Here is a 15912-nt window from a genome sequence, read left to right on the forward strand (position 1 = left end):
TGTCAAAATCAAAGGGAAGATTTCGCATTAAAGAATTAAAACGTCAGGGATATGATTTCACATTATTTGAAATTGGAAGCGAAGGGCAATTGTCCCCTGCAAGAAGAAATAGTAACTATACATAAATATTATATAAAATGCCATTTCAAGGTGTGTTTAGATCAAATAATAAGTTTAAGTAGGAGGAAAATGTATGAAAAAGTTTATCACAATCGTTCTCGGCATCGTTCTTCTTTTTGGATGCAACGATAAGAAGAAGTTGAATGACAACCTGGCTATATTGGCTTTGCTTAGTGTGCTTTCCAATCCAACGTCCAATTACAAAGTGTATACGGATATTTCTTTCAGCAAAGTTGGGAATGCAGTTGCAGTTCCAAACCCCACTGCAAAATCAAGCAAGATGTCCATCGGCAATTCTGTACTTCCTTCAAGGGATGTAACAGATGGATTAACAAACACGATTTACATTATGGGAATCAGAGAAGGGGCGGGAACCATAATGCAAGAAATCAAGTATGTTAACAATGAAAAAACTGTAAGAACCTTGATTTTCAATTATGGGGAAACCAAAGATTATTATTCTGGACTCTACGAATTAACAAATATTCCGCCTTACTCAATTCCAACCGTTATTGAAAAGGAAGGAAAAAAATATCTTCTGTTTTATTCTATTACAGTACCGTATACTCTCGAAAACAGAATAGAATATGAAAGAATGTTTGAAGAAGAGCGAGAAAAGTTATTTCACTTCAACATGTGGGAATTGGAATCCGAAACGGAAACAACAGTACAATATAAGCTGATAACAACTTGGGATTTCAGCGCGATTGAAAATTATCTTGTGACTCTTAAAACAACGTATGGCAATTCCATAAGAGATGCATTAGTCTCTTCCCTTGATTACAATCCCGCAAGAAACACGCTGTATTTTGGAATACGTTATTTCCGAAGATATACTGTCGGAGGCGCGGGAAAAGATGAAGACGCTTTTTTTACGTCGAAACTTGACGGAACGACATTTTCAACCCCGACAAAGATAACCGGAGTAATTGATCCTCTTAATGGAATACATTACACGGATGGAATAACTCGTAATATCGAAGACTCAAAAATAAAGTATGGCACATCTTGTTTATCGGGACTTCATCTTTCCAATGACGGAACAAAGGCATATTTCACAGTATTGGGAGAAATGTGCGACCGTGATTATGTGAAAGTAAATGATGTATATTATTTCGATACGACCGATCCCCATTACTACTATTATCCCTATGTAGTTGTTGCGGATGTCGATGTGGATGGAAATATCACGAATCTTCAAAGAATGCCATCCGAAGTAAATGATAAAAACGCTAATTCTCTGACTGATATATCAAACGATGGAGCATATATCTATGTTGGGAAAATGGATATGTCAACCTGTAGCGTTATAGATGATTATGAAGGAATGGCTCCGTATGAGATTATGTATGGATTGAATGCAGTACCATTGAACAGTAACACATATTGGACAGGAAGTATTTGTATTTATAAGTACAACGGAACAAAATGGGAGATTGCAGATACGATAAGCCCCGTTCAATAAATTTAAAAAGAGTATTTTCTCAATAAAATCTCCTCTTGATATTTAATAAATCAAGAGGAGATTCATTAAGAAAGATTTAAGATAATTGCAGCTAAATAGATGTAAATTTTATGAAGTATTAATGATGGGGAGGTAATGTAATATGATCAAATTATTTAAAAAAATTCATGAGCGTGTACAAAATCGAAGAGCTTTATTGCAAGAATGTATGGATTTCTGTGTAAAGCATAATGAATTCATCACCTCAATCGCGAAAGAACCTCAAACTGAGGAAGAAATATTATCCGGATTTCAAAAGCTCCTCGATGCCGGATTATTATTCAAAATTGATTTTTATTACAGTCTGATGGGGCGGGGCTTGCTGCAAAGAGGACTTATTTTAATCAAGGATGGAAATAGAGTATATGATTCGGATGGAAAATTAATTATTGTTGATAAAATGGAATAACAGGACAGGCAATATATGAATTCAGAACCAAGAATTGAAGCATTTTGGATTACCCCTGGCGGAGAAATCATTCCTGTAAGTAAAACTCACATCCAAAAAGTTATAGAAAATCCTTTTTTGTTTCATTTAACTATTAAGGATGTCACTGATAAATATATTGCAGAGAATGAAGAGCTTGGAGTAGAGGGCAGAGCGAGGGAGCAGATTATCAAAGAATTAATTATGAAAAAATATATTAGAATACGATATTATCCCAAAAAAAGTACATGGACTATAAATACCATTGAATCTAATGAAGGAATATTAAAACTGTTAAAATCATGGGCGACTATGATTGTTAATAATGGATTTTCAAGATATGATCTACTAAATATTGATCTGCCTCAAAAGCAGGTCATTGTGTCAATTGATGAGTTATTAAATATGGATTCTATTCTTCTGGAAAGTTAAATAGGTCTTTGGGATGGATGTTCAATTTTTGGGAAATCTTTAAGAGTGTTTTTAGGGTAATATTTCTTTTGCCGTTTTCTATGCGTTGAAAATACTTATATTCAATAATGTCAGCCATATTTTCTTGTGTCAGACCGGCATTTTCACGATGCTTTTTAATCTGCTCACCAAGGCTTTTTAAAAATATCTGAAATTCTTTATCCGTTTTCATCCAGATATTTATTGCATATTATGATTGACTTTAACACCGTACTATATTACGGTGATTGGCGAATAACAGGGGGATGAGCGATGAAAATAAAAGATACTGAATTATTAGAAATTAACGATGATATTTTTAAGTTTTCTTTGAATAATGTGGATTGTTCTGTTCTATGGTTAAAATCGGGCTTGAGTGGTTTGTATTCCGATTGGATTCATGTATTCTTGCCAAAGATAAGTAAAATGAAATTACATGTAATTTCTGGTAGTCATATTTATGAAGGGTTGCCAGAAGAAATATTCTTGCATCCAGATCATCGTTTTTTTGAAATCTCTCCAGGATTTAATAAACTTAAATATTTGTATATATTTCCAAATAGTGAAAATACGTGGATTGATACCAAAACCATAAACACCATTCCGGAGTTAATTAACAACGCCCTGAATACGATAACAAAAACAACTATTAAGGATATAGCTTTTAATGGTATCCTGGGTTCTGGTGAACATGGTCACGATAAAAATGTAGATGATGAAATTGCAAAGAATATGATTTCATATATTAAGGATTGGTTGAATAAAAATAAAACATCGATAGAAAAAATATATCTTGTTAATAAAGTTGGCAGAGGATTTAATTTGGAATAATTAATATAAGATAAAGAAAAGATCGTTTTTAATCGTAAACGATTAGTTAGCCACGGATGGGAATGATTTGCAGTTATAACTTATAATAAAAATTTGATTTAATCTGACAGTCTCATCATTTAATTCATTCTGTTCCATTTCCACAATAAAATAATAAAAAGGTGTACTTCGTTTTCCATGGTTTATCAACTAAAAATTCAACTTTAACAGGATCACTTGATTTTCCATAATTTTTTATCTTAGTCTCTATTTTATCATCATATGAATTAATTTTCTGATATTTATCTATATTTATATTTAATTTCCATGGTACAATATACTTTTCAAACTGCTTTTTTTCATCTTGCCAATCTTGAATTATCAATATAAATAATTTTATTTTATTATATTTTGCATTTTTTCTTTTTACAATGTCGTTTTTAATTTTCTCAATATTCATTTTATTTTTAAAATCACCAGGGTATTGATATTTAATTTCAATCAAGAAATTATCATCATTATTCTTAGTGATAATTGATAAATCGACTGCTTGCCCATATTTCCCTCTGGGATATTCAGAAATAACTAAATAATTATTGTTTGATAATTCTTTATCTAATAGACTTACCAATAAATCCCTAATATGACGCTCTTGTTTAAGATTAAAAAACAACCTATTGATTTCTTTGATTCCATTAGTAAAATCAGTATTATCTTTATTTATGACTTTATTAATTGCCGTTTGAATTGATTTTATAAAATCCATCGATTATCTCCAATTAATATATTATTATATCACAATATGTTAATGCTTCACAATTAATTCATCCAATTAGTAATCCAATGTTCCAATATCATCACCATAGCCAATGTATCCAGCTCACAGTATTTTAAAAGTCCTTTAATTATATGACGACATTCAAGATCACTTACTTCAGAAAACTGCATCCGAGCATAAGCCATCATTGCAGTCCCGCCGTCTGCAATGAATTCATCTGAAATAAATAAATCCAATGAATCATCACCTATTCCTTCAAATATCGAGGGAAGCAATTTATATGGATCAACAATCTCGCCTTTAGCATTTGTCCGTACCCATCTCCAATCAGATGGATAATTCCTTGATGTGAAACCCGCTGGTATAGAATCAATAGGATTATTGTACTTCTCTTTTAAAAAGTCACAAGTACTAATAATTGCCGGGAATACAGCCTTTATTGAATTGGAGCCTTTTGTTGCTGGGTGATAATAATACTTTTTTACAAGTTCCAGCATATCCACCATATTCCTATCGCCTATCCATTTATCGTTGTTTTTATCGGACGATTGAGAGATGGTTTTAATCCAATGACATAATTCATTTTTATCAGGCTCGTCGGATCTTTGTAACTGACGGTATATATGATTAAGGATTGTATTCTCATGGCTGGCATAGCGAAAAATTGTTCCACTATCACTGCTTAAATCGGATTTCAATGCCCGAACAAAATCAAAGTTTGGGAATTTACCCCTTTCAGTATTAATATATTCTCCTATATGCTCTATGGAACCATCTTTATTGATTATATGATGGGAGAATTGAAATGCTATTGTCTCATAGGGCTTCATTCCTGAATTAAAGGGGATGGCCACAGCTGAGGTTTCAAAATCAATACAGTGGAGGGGATATTCCCAAGAATCCATCTCTTCCTTGAATCCATCTTTATCAAAATAAGGTGAAGGATCATTTTCCTGTATTTTTCTGATCTGAAGCCATTGGCGATTTTGTGTGTCGAGTCTACGTTGCTTATTATTCTCTGATTTTATAATGTCATTTTTACCAACATCCTTCATAAATACGGTGTTTTTATTCAATAAAGCATCCTTTCCTCTGAAATTCCAAATGTTAAATATCAGCGGTTGATCCAGCTCCTGTGGCTTAAGCCCAAATGCCCTTTGAAGACATTCTTTGAATCCATCTTTGTATTGCAATGCATCATCTTCACTGTTGCAGTGGAACTCACAATTTCCACATATTGAGGAAACTTTTGGATCAATACGTTTATCCTCGTTATAGGTTGCTGATAAGTAATCGATCCATTTGCTGAATTCTTTGTCACGTTTTTCTTTTGAATCACTGTTGTGAAATATTAGATCAATTATATCATCCACTCTTACTTTAGTCAATAATTCATTGCCGAAGGATGTTTTTGATATATCGCCTACAGTTTTTATATTTATCCTGTCTTGTTTTTTATTAATAATAAACCGCTGATTTAGTCCATCAACATTTGCTGTTGAATTCTTATTTGCCATCATCAGAAATGATCTAATCTTAAATTCAGGATAAGCTTTACTGATTACATATTTTTGGAAGGCTACATCATAAAGATAGGGACTCCATTTTCTTAAAATATATTTGCCATCTTTATCCAGAAAATTTCCATCTTCATCACTGCCATATGACTTTGATTTTACTTCAATTAGATCAATACCTGAACCATTCTTTATAATGATGTCTGTTCGGATAAAGAGGTTCTCATATTTGAATGCCCCTTCAAAAATAACAACTGAATCATTTTGCAACAACTCGATTGTCTTTGTCAGTGGTTTATTATATCCAGCATAATCAGAAAGATCAATGCCCTCTGGATAATAACACTTAGCCAAGGCTCCAACTTGATAGCCACCTTCTGCCAGAGCCTCAAGAAAGGCATCATCCAGCTTTGCATTGGAATACTCTTTTTTCTTGGCATAATATAGCTTAGTCTCACATTCACAGGCAGTTTTAAATAATGATTTTGTTAAATACCTTGGAGAATCCATTTCAAAGACCTAATATAGCAATCCCATTGCTTGCAATTTAATCTCATCATTATAATACTTTTTTAGTGAAATCCATCGTTTCCAGTCAGGATCATAAGCATACCACTCATTATCATCACAAAAACAGAGATAAACTGCATACTCGTCTTTAAAATGATCCATATGGAATGTTTCTTTAAGACAAGTTACTTCTGTATAGAATGAGAAATTTCTAAGTTTATGTTTGATAATATTGATGTTATCTTTACAATAAAATGAACGTCCAAATAACTTTGTATCTTTAGCTATATCGGGAACCTTTTCAATTATTCGGTTATAAAATAATAATCGTCCATTTTCCTCATAACCCACTATCAAAGCAAAGTGGTTTGGTTTCTTTTCATCTTCTGATGGAGAATATATATCAATCAACATCATGATTGTCAAGTTGTATAAACACTATGGCTTAATATCCAGTGAAAACAATTTATCAGCCAAATATCTAATACAATATCGTGATTGCTTTGCTTCTTCAATCGTTATGAAACCATTAGAAAGTCGTTCGTCAATGAACATTTGCATTCCATAGATACTATCTAATAACTCTGTTAATCGTTCTGATTCTTTGTTCATTGTTGATCTCCATTTGGATGAGTATTTATATCATTTTTTCAATTTAAAATATTTTAATATTATTTTGAATTCTTGTAAATACCCATAAGATTCTTTAATAATTTTATCATTTTAATTAATAGATACCCGACTCCATGATCAGAATAAATAAGAACAACAAAAATATTATTCAAGTTGGAAAACATTGGAGGTTCATAAAATTTAATTGTTTGGTAAGTCACGTTTATGTTTTATACCTTTGACCGACATGGCAATTCATGATGACATTCCCGTTTATTTCAAGCAGACCAATGTATCTGGAGTAATCAGATGAATATATTTAATAGTTTCTATTTACAATATATCAGGTAGTTAATTATAAGATACACCTTTAAGGTCTATCTTCTGGTTTATCGCACGGAGAAGCACCCGAAGATCAAAGTCTGATTTATGAACAGATCCAACAATATAAGAATAAGAAATAAAATGTCGCCATATCATAAAAGTCAGAGCAGTATAAAAAAGTAATATATCTATCAATATAAAACAAATGGAGCCCAGAAATAAGGATGATGGTAATACTTATCGGATCCCATAAATTATTTATGACAGTCGCTGGCAGATTAAGTAATAGGTTTTACAATTTGACCGTTTGTTATTTTGAAATTAATACAGTTCAAAATTTTGGATAAAAGAGGATCAGTATCGAGTAATTTTACTACTTTCGTTAAATACTCCTAATATAAAGAAAAAAATGCATTATATACATCATTTATATTCGTATTTGTTATACCATGGTATAAACGCAAATATGCAGTATAATCTTAAACAATATTGATTGCCATCCCCAGAAACAATTCAATATCATTTGGAATCATATCATTGCCTGGTACTTTGTACGGACCCATCAAATGATTTTCCTGAAATCGTGAAATCGTGTTTTCACTTAATGCAGAAATCAAATTATCAAGATCTTTCTGATTAACCGAATCTTGTCTCTGGTTGATTTTTTCAGTGACAAATTTTTCAATAATAAAAAAGGCATATTTAGCCTTTCTAATTTTCGCTTCAGCAAGGATGGAAGCAATACTATAAACTAATTGGTATCGCAATTCAAGATGTTTTATTGTAAATTTCTTCTGGAAAATCGCCTTTAATAATTCCTCAATTCTTGCGGGTACATTTGAATTTTCGCCATTCCATATATCTAATTGCTTTTGCAGTAAATATTCTTTTATAAGTTTATTTGAAAATGGCTCATCAACCTTAGCTTCAATACCGATTACAATTTTATCTTTATTCAATTGACCAATTATCAACAAATCATGTTTTCGACCGCTACCATATTTATCAAAACGTGTTTCAAATTCAGGAGAAACCATGATGAAATCTATCTTTGATTCAAAATATTGATTTATTAAATTATTAATTAATTCACCTTGTTTAGTAAAATCAGTAATCCAGGCCCGCCCCAACTCTTTAGCGTTCCGTCCATCTTTCCAATGTTCATCTTTTGCCGGCGGACATTTGGTTTCCCAATCCTTCAGGCTATTGATTATATCACTTTCATTTAAATCCTTACAAATAATCATACCATCCCCCAATATTAAAAATTATTTATACCAAAACCCTCGCACTCCAATTATCACAATACTACAGCAGCAATGTCCAGGGCACTTCATGGTGCGCCACAGAACTATTTTCTCTATATGCCACCCATCATGAAACCGAATCTCATGCGTTTCCTCAATGGTACACCTTTGGGGGGCAAATAAATTAAATTACGATAAATATATCTTCTATATTTGTGTTTTGATTTTCAATAAGCCAATTTCTTATAGAGAGCTTTAATTTATTTGTTATCAACTCTTTAACATTGATAGGAAAGCCTGCCTTATCTGTTTCACCCCATTCACCACTTATAGATATTTGCTTTATCTGATGCTTGTATACACGAGTCAAACAGTCATTAATTAAATCCTGGATACCATCAATATCTTTATCAAGAGGAATGTATCTTTCATTATTAAATAAGTATATATATTTTAGTTTTGAAAAACCTGGTTCTATATAATATAATCCATAGTGAGGATGGGCATTGATATTTTTAGGAAAGGAAATATCCTCATCATCAACATTGATTATTTCTGAACATTCCCGACCCTTGATTTTTGGTAAAAATTCATTTACCCATTGGTAATATGTTTTATTAAAATTCATTCTCAATAATAGGGCCATACAATCAGTATTAATTATACTAAATCGATAAATATCATCATGGATTTCTATTATATTGGTTTTATTTATAGTTTGAATTGTAAGTGGGTTAATGTTTTCGATATTACAACCTTTTGGTTTATCTGTCCTTGATTTTACCAAAGATTTTAAACCAGACTTGATAAAATGATAAGCATTATTAGTTTCTTTTGTATCACGATCAATAAGATTACTGTTTTGCCTATTTTTCATTCTCATGTAATCTTCGATTGAAATGGTTCCATCTTTGCCGCAAGATTGTCTGCTAAAACTCTCATTGAAATCATAATTTATGAATTTATCATAATAATCCTGAATTTCAATATCATTTCTCTTTGATTTATCCCAAAGGGTCTTGCTTACGTTTAATATTGATGTAGCCGGTGCGTTAAAAATAGTATATCTAATTTTATCATTTAGTTCTGGTTTCATAAGAACTACTTCATCTATATTCCTGACAATTCCCAGTTTGATATGATATTTTAATATATCATTAATGTATTCAATTTTCCCACCCTCTCCATGGATGATTATCCATTTAGTCAATATTTTCTGAAGTGTCATTTGATTATGTATTACAGAATAAAATTATTATTTCATCATAAGTAAAAGAGTCAACATGGAATGATTCAGGCTAATGAGAAAATTAGCAACTGAAACATTCTTCAAAAAAACACTTCAACTCCATTGATATAGGAGATTCCGGAATTTCGTTGAATAAATATTCATAAGACATCCAATGGAGGCTTAATTTTTCCGTTCTTTCTTCGATCATTTCTGGATAAAACCATTTATAATCCTTATCATTCTTAGCCAAACAGGACCTTTTGATATCATCAATGATATGGTTTGAGTTCTCCATATATTCCTGAAACTTGTATTGATATAATCGAGATTTATTTGTTGGGTTAATAAATATCTCTGGGGTTACGAGAGTAATAAAGATTTTATCAACGTAGGTGCCATTACGCTGGAATGATAAAGCAGCTTCTATTGCCCTTGCCAACTGATTTCTGTGAATGTCATTTGCGATACCATAAGAAATATCAGAGTACCATTTCATATCACAGAAACAGACCCATGAATTTTCAGCAATATCAAGCTCGATCAGCCTTTGTATATCATTTCTTAATGAAATATTACCAAGCGCCAAATCAATATGAAACCGTCCTTCATTTAATCGCGGACTTATCGGAATTGGTTTGAACCATAATTTATTATAGTGGAAGGAATTGTTTTTATTTGATGTAAGAATATCTGTAATTTTTTCAACGCCCGCTTCACCTATTATTGAATAGCCGCAAACAAGCAAGAAGGTTAATATTTGTTCATCACGTGAATCAATATCTATTGGATATATTTCATGTAGAGAATAATTCTCTATTTTATCTATCATGTTATCCCAATTGGAAAAGCCGAAATATGCATAACTACTAATATCATGCTTGTATTTTCTCAATAATTCAATTAACTTCATTTCTTGTATCACTCATGCTTGCATCAATAATATGTTATCAATCCTCAATTCCAGGCATTTACAAATTAAGGCGTTAATGTTCCGACACAGGCTTTACCAGCGGGCATGCGATAACCACTTCAGTCCCATCACTATTGTATCCGGTCATTCTTTGAATATATACCAGCTTGTAATCGCATAGCACATGTCCCGGATTGTATGAGATATGATAGTCGCAGACTATACATTCTTCCAACCTCTTCATTCTCGTAAAGAGCGGTAAATAAGGGTCATATGTTACCCACGTTATGCAGTTTAATACACCACCCTTATGGGAAAGAGCTGAGGATTCTATGGGTACAATCTTTGTATGGGGAAGCGCTTTTTTGAATGCGGATAATGCGATATCATCGCTATCTATACCGTAGATTGGAATCAGAATGCTTGAACCCAAATGAAAATAATTGATATGATTACCGAAAGAACTTGGAACGCCTTCAGATGATTCATCGATGAATAACCCATTAGGAATATCTATAAATTCTAAAGCATTATCCGATTCCATTTGGATTTGTTTTTTAACGCCATCGATGTACTTGTTTTCTTCGATACAAATTTCCGGATAACGTGAAACAACCAATTTGTCTTCGCCAATAAATCGAATCAAACCGTCAACATGTCCTGTTGCATCACCTGGTTCCTCATCTATAAACATCAATTTATTGATACCAAGCATCTGGTAAAATAATTCTTGAATACCTTTTTTTGAAAAACCTTCGTTATCAGCAATAATCCTATTTGTCACTATCGCCATCCCATTGCCATTATGGGTAATATTCCCCAAATCCCAAACCAGCGGAAATCGGATATTCTCGTCATTGGACAATCCCGCCAGCATCTTACCGGCATTATCGCTCGGGTCGGCTTCATCAGAATCCAGATATGCCGGACTATATTTTGCTTTTAAATATATACTTTTGCCTGAATCGTCAACGGCGCAAAGAGGCGACCAATCCCGAATCCAAATATCATAGGCTTTTCCACCATTGATAAAAGGTATTTCAACAAAGGAAATCGCTCTATTGATGTCATTCTCTATTAGGATTTTATTTATATCATTCCGAAGTTCTCTGTTACTGATTATTAAAGATATACCCACCGTTTCAGGAATATGCTTTATAAAATTAACATAGAATGGGACCAGATGATTCCTATTGGCGATTCCTCCAGGCCATACAAGAAATAATTCTTTCGGGATAGACCAATCAGGGATAAGCATATAATTAAATTTGGTAATCAGCATAAGATAACCTTCGCAACTTTACTGTCGGTCCTTAATCCATTCAAAATAGTTACAGCCTATCCTTTCTTTGCCTTCTCCATATCCTTCTATCGAGTAACTGCCGCCATTAAAATCTATTGATGTGTAAATTTCACCTTCTTTGAAGAACTTGTCACTATCATGTGGACAGGTCGATTCAGCGCACCCGCATCCAATATATTTTAGTTTTCTTATGCACGGACGAACGCTGAATAAATCGTTTGTGAAGGATGGGTCAATATGCGCTATAATTCTCTTTACTGTTCGTGCTTTTAAAACAGGGCAGTCAGCCAGGGCTTGTGCCAATATGAGATGGAATTTATCTTCCTTCTCAAATCCTTCATAATGATCTCGATCTGCCATTTTCCTTTTACCTCCAGATTCCGACGTGATTCTTTGGGGGGATTTATATCAAATAAAAATAAGTTAAATTATATAAGATTCGCCATCTTTGAGTCTTATGATGTTATGATGCCCCAATATATTATACTGATCAGGACGAAAAGTATGGATTGGAATAAGAGACTTCGGTTTTATGGCTTCAACGACATGTTTTAATGTATCAATACTCGCATGGCCGCTCGTATGCAAGATATATCGTTGAATCTCATTATTGTTCAAGAATTCCATCATTTTTTCCATTGATTTATCTTTAAGATAACCTTCCCACATTGAATAAATGAATAGCGCGCCATTCAGGCAATTCATTTTCTTTAATGAATTAATCATCGATCCCCTGATTGTCATCATGATTTTCCCAGGCATGCTCATGATTTCTTCAGATGATATCTTATAGCACGCCATGGCTTTAATGAATTCTTCTTTTTCGTCAACAGGGAGTCTATCGAGATAGTTCCCGACAAAGAAGATTCTAATATTGCGGAATGATTTTGAGGGATATGGTATTTTCGCGAATTTACTCAATTTCAACAGGATATATGCGGTATAAACATCAATAACAAACAATCTTTTTGTTGAAGATGCTGCTTTATAAAAGCCAACAAGACGATCGATATTTTGTGGAGAAAAATATAAGAATACCATACCCTGAGTATTTTTTGATAACTCTATACCTTTATCCTCAATATCCTCCTCGGTTAATACTTTTCCTGATTCTCGCCCCATCATAGTCCCTTCAAGCAGCATTGTATCCGCTCCTTTCCCAACATTTTTCACAAACTGTGGTAAGGCATACTTTTTTCTTCCATGATGCCTGAAATCGCCGGAATAGATCATTTTTTTCCCATCGGCCTCAATTAAAAATGCATAAGAATCAAAGGCTGAATGGTCCATGATAAAAGGGGTAATCTTAAAATTTCCGCAGGTGAATGATTTGTTTTTTAAAAAATAATTAGGATTTCCGATTAGTATCTTTGTATGTGCATGCTGTTTCCCAAAGATAGATGTAATTCTTATTAGTTCACCAGTCGCCTTTCCCAAATATACCGGCAATTCGTTGGATAAATATCTATAAAGACCGTAATGGTCAGCATGTGGATGGGAAATTATTAATCCATCTAATGGAGTAGATTCCTTATCCCATTTATAGATACCATTTATTTTAGGAAGGACTTCATTTATTAACAACTCCTGGTCAGGAATATCGTTGTAGTCATTAATGTTGAACCGCGTCCCATCTTTGTTGACAAGAGGTATGCCTATGTCTATAACAATACGGCTGCCATTACTTTCGAGCTCAACACAGGAGCCGCCAATTTCATGGGTGCCGCGGTGAATGGTGAGATTCATTTTACTTCTTTCCAATCAATACTATGAGGCGACAGCAATTGTGGCTTATAAATCAAAGAGTCATTTTTCTGTTTAGAGAAATCTTCATTTTTTAATTCTGCAAAAACAATATCGATACTTTTTTTTATAAAAATTTCTCTTTTTATTTCTTTAATACTATCAAATAACTCATCATCTTGTCTCCAATAATCCCAATAGTATTTATTTGCTGCGAATATTGATAATGCATTCACTCCAACTATATCATGTATATAGTCATACCTACTATTATTTTCAAGTAATGCATTTTCATGTAACTTTAATTGATTATTATATTTGGCTAAGTTATAGTTATAAAATAATAACTCTCCGAATCCTTTTAATGGACATTCTCCAGTTTGATCATTACCATTTTTTATTTTTAACTCAACAATAACATATTGTTTATCAATTTTTCCAAGTAAATCAAGAGATGGGCGTCTTGGACTCCCTCCTGGAATTACTGGAACCTCCATATCAATCCATTTAATCTCTTTTCCACAAAAATTCGATGACCCCTTTAAAAATATTGCTCTTTGATAAGCCTTTTCTTTATTATCACCTGTTTCTAATTTATACCTTTTAGGTGATCCACTATTAGTAAAATCTGATTTTTCATTTGCCAATAATTCAATAGATTCAATAAATTCTTGAATAAAGGATTGTTTATAGGCATAGTCGCCCTTGTTCCATTTTATTAATGCTGTTTTTGAAAAATATTTTGCTTTGGTAGAATTTTCATTATTTTGATTCATATTATTTCCTTACACTTAATTTACAATAATGCCCCACCAATGTCAGATAGCATTTTATACATTTAACCAAGCGAATACTAAATGTAATATTGTAAAAAACAAGGACTTATTGACTTTCAATTAATGTAATATACTGAATATAAAAATATCGGGAATAATTTTTTAGGTCAAAAATATATTTTTTCTTCAAGTTAGAACTTAGAGGTTGATGTCTTACTTGAGATATTATTTTAATTAATACAGTTAATAAACACATATAAAAAAAGGATGGCAAATAGTTGAAAGATTTAAGAAAAAATGAGAGCGGTAAATGAATCAGGTTTATTGGTCAAAGCAGAACTTGGTTTTGTGAGAACTAATTTTTCGGGTCCAGTTATTTTAGCTCAACCTGACCATGATTGTGCTATTATATTCCAAGGTGATCAAAATAATATAAAAGCTGTGGCGTTATTTGAAGTGGAAGGGGATAAAATTACTCGATTTGATCTATATATTCCATAATTATTTCAAATCGAAGGTACTGATTTCTATCCTAAATAAAAAACTTAATTTTCAACAATACACACCCATGCTCTCCTTCAGCATCTTGACCATGAGATCCCGTACATCCTTTGGCTCGAGTATTTCAACTTCCTTGCCATACATGAAAAGCTGTTTGCACAGGTATAGACCATCGGAAACATCGAATCGTGCTTCATAATAGTTGCCTTCATCAAAGAAGGTAATCTTCGGCTCCACGATGCCCAGAAACTGCTCCATGGAGATCGCCACATCCTGGGTATACCGAATACGCACATTATATTTTTCACCCAGAAAAGAGCCCAAGGTATCTCGAAACAATTCATCTACCGGCGGCGCCGTTTCATTGAAGGATTCATCCAGGACCTTGAGCTTCTCGAAGCGGTTAATGATGAGAATCGGATTATAATCTTTATCGCCATTAATACGGTGACCGTAGAGGTACAGGTTGTTATTCCTGAGAACCAGATGGAAAGGATTCATGACGCAGTGAATATAGCGGCCGTCGTTGGTCGTGTAATCGAAGGAGATGCGTTTTTTTTCCTTGATGGCAAAGTAGATGCGTGCAAGAACCCAAAGGCAGTCATTGGGACGCCTCTTCATGAGCTGTCGCAGGATGACTTCACGGGATGAATCAGTTGCCACGAAGAGGCAGTAGATATTCAGTAGACGGGCAAGCATCTCTTCGTCCAGGGGCGCTGAAAGCTCAATCCGGTGAGCGCCTTTTTCAATATCAACGTCGATTCCAAGCTCCTCAATTATGTTTTTGTTTATATAGTCCCGGATGTTCTTGTCGCTTAACGCTATGTTTTCGTCCCGGGAAAGAGTATCGGCCAGGCTGTTGCCGTTCCAATCCTTGGGATCCTGGTTGTTCTGCAGAAGGGCTATTATATGCAGATATCTTTTAATAACCGCGAGCTTTTTCTCAGGATCGGGAATAATTATGTTATTTTCCATAAAACACCTGTAATTTGTGAAGATAGACGATGAATGTATATGTTTATAATCGGTATTTAAACACTGATTTGTAAACAAAATGCCACATGATCCATGGATAATAAAATCATGGTATATCAAATATTTGGATAAGGGTAAACCTTCAGGGTATATCTTTTTCAATACGGATAATCT

18 protein-coding genes are annotated in these 15912 nt (G+C 33.2%); 5 read left to right on the forward strand and 13 right to left on the reverse strand.

Annotated elements, in window-relative coordinates:
- Window positions 1–193 precede the first annotated feature (193 nt).
- The 3 genes from KA369_05720 (at window position 194) to KA369_05730 (ending at window position 2483) form a co-directional block, all read left to right on the forward strand.
- Entirely contained in the window at window positions 194–1585 is a 1392-nt protein-coding gene (locus KA369_05720) for a hypothetical protein (GenBank protein ID MBP7735454.1), read from the forward strand.
- Window positions 1586–1727: 142 nt separating this feature from the next.
- Window positions 1728–2033 (forward strand): hypothetical protein, encoded by a 306-nt coding sequence (locus tag KA369_05725; GenBank protein MBP7735455.1) that lies wholly within the window; start codon window positions 1728–1730, stop codon window positions 2031–2033.
- A 15-nt stretch (window positions 2034–2048) separates the two neighbouring features.
- Window positions 2049–2483, forward strand: coding sequence for a hypothetical protein (locus tag KA369_05730; GenBank protein MBP7735456.1), 435 nt, complete (start codon window positions 2049–2051; stop codon window positions 2481–2483).
- On the opposite strand, the gene KA369_05735 is transcribed toward KA369_05730, so the two are convergent.
- On the reverse strand, window positions 2464–2694 hold the full coding sequence (locus KA369_05735; protein ID MBP7735457.1) for a helix-turn-helix transcriptional regulator: 231 nt from the start codon (window positions 2692–2694) through the stop codon (window positions 2464–2466). The two genes, KA369_05730 and KA369_05735, sit on opposite strands and share 20 nt — an antisense overlap.
- 80 nt (window positions 2695–2774) lie before the next feature.
- Here KA369_05735 and KA369_05740 point away from each other — a divergent pair, with 80 nt between their 5' ends.
- Window positions 2775–3332, forward strand: coding sequence for a hypothetical protein (locus KA369_05740; GenBank protein MBP7735458.1), 558 nt, complete (start codon window positions 2775–2777; stop codon window positions 3330–3332).
- A 124-nt stretch (window positions 3333–3456) separates the two neighbouring features.
- On the opposite strand, the gene KA369_05745 is transcribed toward KA369_05740, so the two are convergent.
- From KA369_05745 to KA369_05795, 11 genes are all read right to left on the reverse strand, one after another.
- Window positions 3457–4077: a hypothetical protein gene (locus KA369_05745; GenBank protein MBP7735459.1), complete on the reverse strand. Its 621-nt coding sequence runs from the start codon at window positions 4075–4077 to the stop codon at window positions 3457–3459.
- A gap of 53 nt (window positions 4078–4130) precedes the next feature.
- Window positions 4131–6116 (reverse strand): DUF2779 domain-containing protein, encoded by a 1986-nt coding sequence (locus KA369_05750; GenBank protein ID MBP7735460.1) that lies wholly within the window; start codon window positions 6114–6116, stop codon window positions 4131–4133.
- Between the two features lie 9 nt (window positions 6117–6125).
- On the reverse strand, window positions 6126–6533 hold the full coding sequence (locus tag KA369_05755) for a hypothetical protein (GenBank protein ID MBP7735461.1): 408 nt from the start codon (window positions 6531–6533) through the stop codon (window positions 6126–6128).
- 21 nt (window positions 6534–6554) lie between these two features.
- Window positions 6555–6728: a hypothetical protein gene (locus KA369_05760; GenBank protein MBP7735462.1), complete on the reverse strand. Its 174-nt coding sequence runs from the start codon at window positions 6726–6728 to the stop codon at window positions 6555–6557.
- Between the two features lie 803 nt (window positions 6729–7531).
- Complete coding sequence (locus tag KA369_05765; GenBank protein MBP7735463.1) at window positions 7532–8299, reverse strand: hypothetical protein; 768 nt, start codon at window positions 8297–8299, stop codon at window positions 7532–7534.
- Window positions 8300–8483: 184 nt separating this feature from the next.
- Window positions 8484–9527: a hypothetical protein gene (locus tag KA369_05770; GenBank protein ID MBP7735464.1), complete on the reverse strand. Its 1044-nt coding sequence runs from the start codon at window positions 9525–9527 to the stop codon at window positions 8484–8486.
- 82 nt (window positions 9528–9609) lie between these two features.
- Entirely contained in the window at window positions 9610–10440 is an 831-nt protein-coding gene (locus KA369_05775; protein MBP7735465.1) for a hypothetical protein, read from the reverse strand.
- 73 nt (window positions 10441–10513) lie between these two features.
- On the reverse strand, window positions 10514–11722 hold the full coding sequence (locus tag KA369_05780) for an agmatine deiminase family protein (GenBank protein MBP7735466.1): 1209 nt from the start codon (window positions 11720–11722) through the stop codon (window positions 10514–10516).
- An 18-nt stretch (window positions 11723–11740) separates the two neighbouring features.
- Window positions 11741–12103, reverse strand: coding sequence for a hypothetical protein (locus KA369_05785; protein MBP7735467.1), 363 nt, complete (start codon window positions 12101–12103; stop codon window positions 11741–11743).
- A 63-nt stretch (window positions 12104–12166) separates the two neighbouring features.
- Window positions 12167–13489 carry an MBL fold metallo-hydrolase gene (locus tag KA369_05790; GenBank protein MBP7735468.1) on the reverse strand — a complete coding sequence of 441 codons (1323 nt, stop codon included), beginning with the start codon at window positions 13487–13489 and terminating at the stop codon, window positions 12167–12169.
- A complete protein-coding gene (locus KA369_05795) occupies window positions 13486–14262 on the reverse strand; it encodes a hypothetical protein (protein MBP7735469.1) in 777 nt (258 codons plus the stop codon). The genes KA369_05790 and KA369_05795 overlap by 4 nt, the downstream gene beginning before the upstream one ends.
- 297 nt (window positions 14263–14559) lie before the next feature.
- Here KA369_05795 and KA369_05800 point away from each other — a divergent pair, with 297 nt between their 5' ends.
- Complete coding sequence (locus tag KA369_05800; protein ID MBP7735470.1) at window positions 14560–14763, forward strand: hypothetical protein; 204 nt, start codon at window positions 14560–14562, stop codon at window positions 14761–14763.
- Between the two features lie 51 nt (window positions 14764–14814).
- Here KA369_05800 and KA369_05805 read toward each other — a convergent pair whose 3' ends face one another.
- On the reverse strand, window positions 14815–15738 hold the full coding sequence (locus tag KA369_05805) for a WYL domain-containing protein (GenBank protein ID MBP7735471.1): 924 nt from the start codon (window positions 15736–15738) through the stop codon (window positions 14815–14817).
- Between the last annotated feature and the right edge of the window lie 174 nt (window positions 15739–15912).

The organism is Spirochaetota bacterium (assembly GCA_017999915.1).
GTDB lineage: Bacteria > Spirochaetota > UBA4802 > UBA4802 > UBA5550 > RBG-16-49-21.

Bases quoted from the DNA above. Each gene is read 5' to 3' on its own strand.
- KA369_05795 (MBP7735469.1), bottom strand. From the start codon at position 14,262: ATGAATCAAAATAATGAAAATTCTACCAAAGCAAAATATTTTTCAAAA.
- KA369_05725 (MBP7735455.1), top strand. From the start codon at position 1,728: ATGATCAAATTATTTAAAAAAATTCATGAGCGTGTACAAAATCGAAGA.
- KA369_05730 (MBP7735456.1), top strand. From the start codon at position 2,049: ATGAATTCAGAACCAAGAATTGAAGCATTTTGGATTACCCCTGGCGGA.
- KA369_05775 (MBP7735465.1), bottom strand. From the start codon at position 10,440: ATGAAGTTAATTGAATTATTGAGAAAATACAAGCATGATATTAGTAGT.
- KA369_05735 (MBP7735457.1), bottom strand. From the start codon at position 2,694: ATGAAAACGGATAAAGAATTTCAGATATTTTTAAAAAGCCTTGGTGAG.
- KA369_05760 (MBP7735462.1), bottom strand. From the start codon at position 6,728: ATGAACAAAGAATCAGAACGATTAACAGAGTTATTAGATAGTATCTAT.
- KA369_05790 (MBP7735468.1), bottom strand. From the start codon at position 13,489: ATGAATCTCACCATTCACCGCGGCACCCATGAAATTGGCGGCTCCTGT.
- KA369_05745 (MBP7735459.1), bottom strand. From the start codon at position 4,077: ATGGATTTTATAAAATCAATTCAAACGGCAATTAATAAAGTCATAAAT.
- KA369_05750 (MBP7735460.1), bottom strand. From the start codon at position 6,116: ATGGATTCTCCAAGGTATTTAACAAAATCATTATTTAAAACTGCCTGT.
- KA369_05765 (MBP7735463.1), bottom strand. From the start codon at position 8,299: ATGATTATTTGTAAGGATTTAAATGAAAGTGATATAATCAATAGCCTG.
- KA369_05755 (MBP7735461.1), bottom strand. From the start codon at position 6,533: ATGATGTTGATTGATATATATTCTCCATCAGAAGATGAAAAGAAACCA.
- KA369_05800 (MBP7735470.1), top strand. From the start codon at position 14,560: ATGAGAGCGGTAAATGAATCAGGTTTATTGGTCAAAGCAGAACTTGGT.
- KA369_05770 (MBP7735464.1), bottom strand. From the start codon at position 9,527: ATGACACTTCAGAAAATATTGACTAAATGGATAATCATCCATGGAGAG.
- KA369_05780 (MBP7735466.1), bottom strand. From the start codon at position 11,722: ATGCTGATTACCAAATTTAATTATATGCTTATCCCTGATTGGTCTATC.
- KA369_05805 (MBP7735471.1), bottom strand. From the start codon at position 15,738: ATGGAAAATAACATAATTATTCCCGATCCTGAGAAAAAGCTCGCGGTT.
- KA369_05720 (MBP7735454.1), top strand. From the start codon at position 194: ATGAAAAAGTTTATCACAATCGTTCTCGGCATCGTTCTTCTTTTTGGA.
- KA369_05740 (MBP7735458.1), top strand. From the start codon at position 2,775: ATGAAAATAAAAGATACTGAATTATTAGAAATTAACGATGATATTTTT.
- KA369_05785 (MBP7735467.1), bottom strand. From the start codon at position 12,103: ATGGCAGATCGAGATCATTATGAAGGATTTGAGAAGGAAGATAAATTC.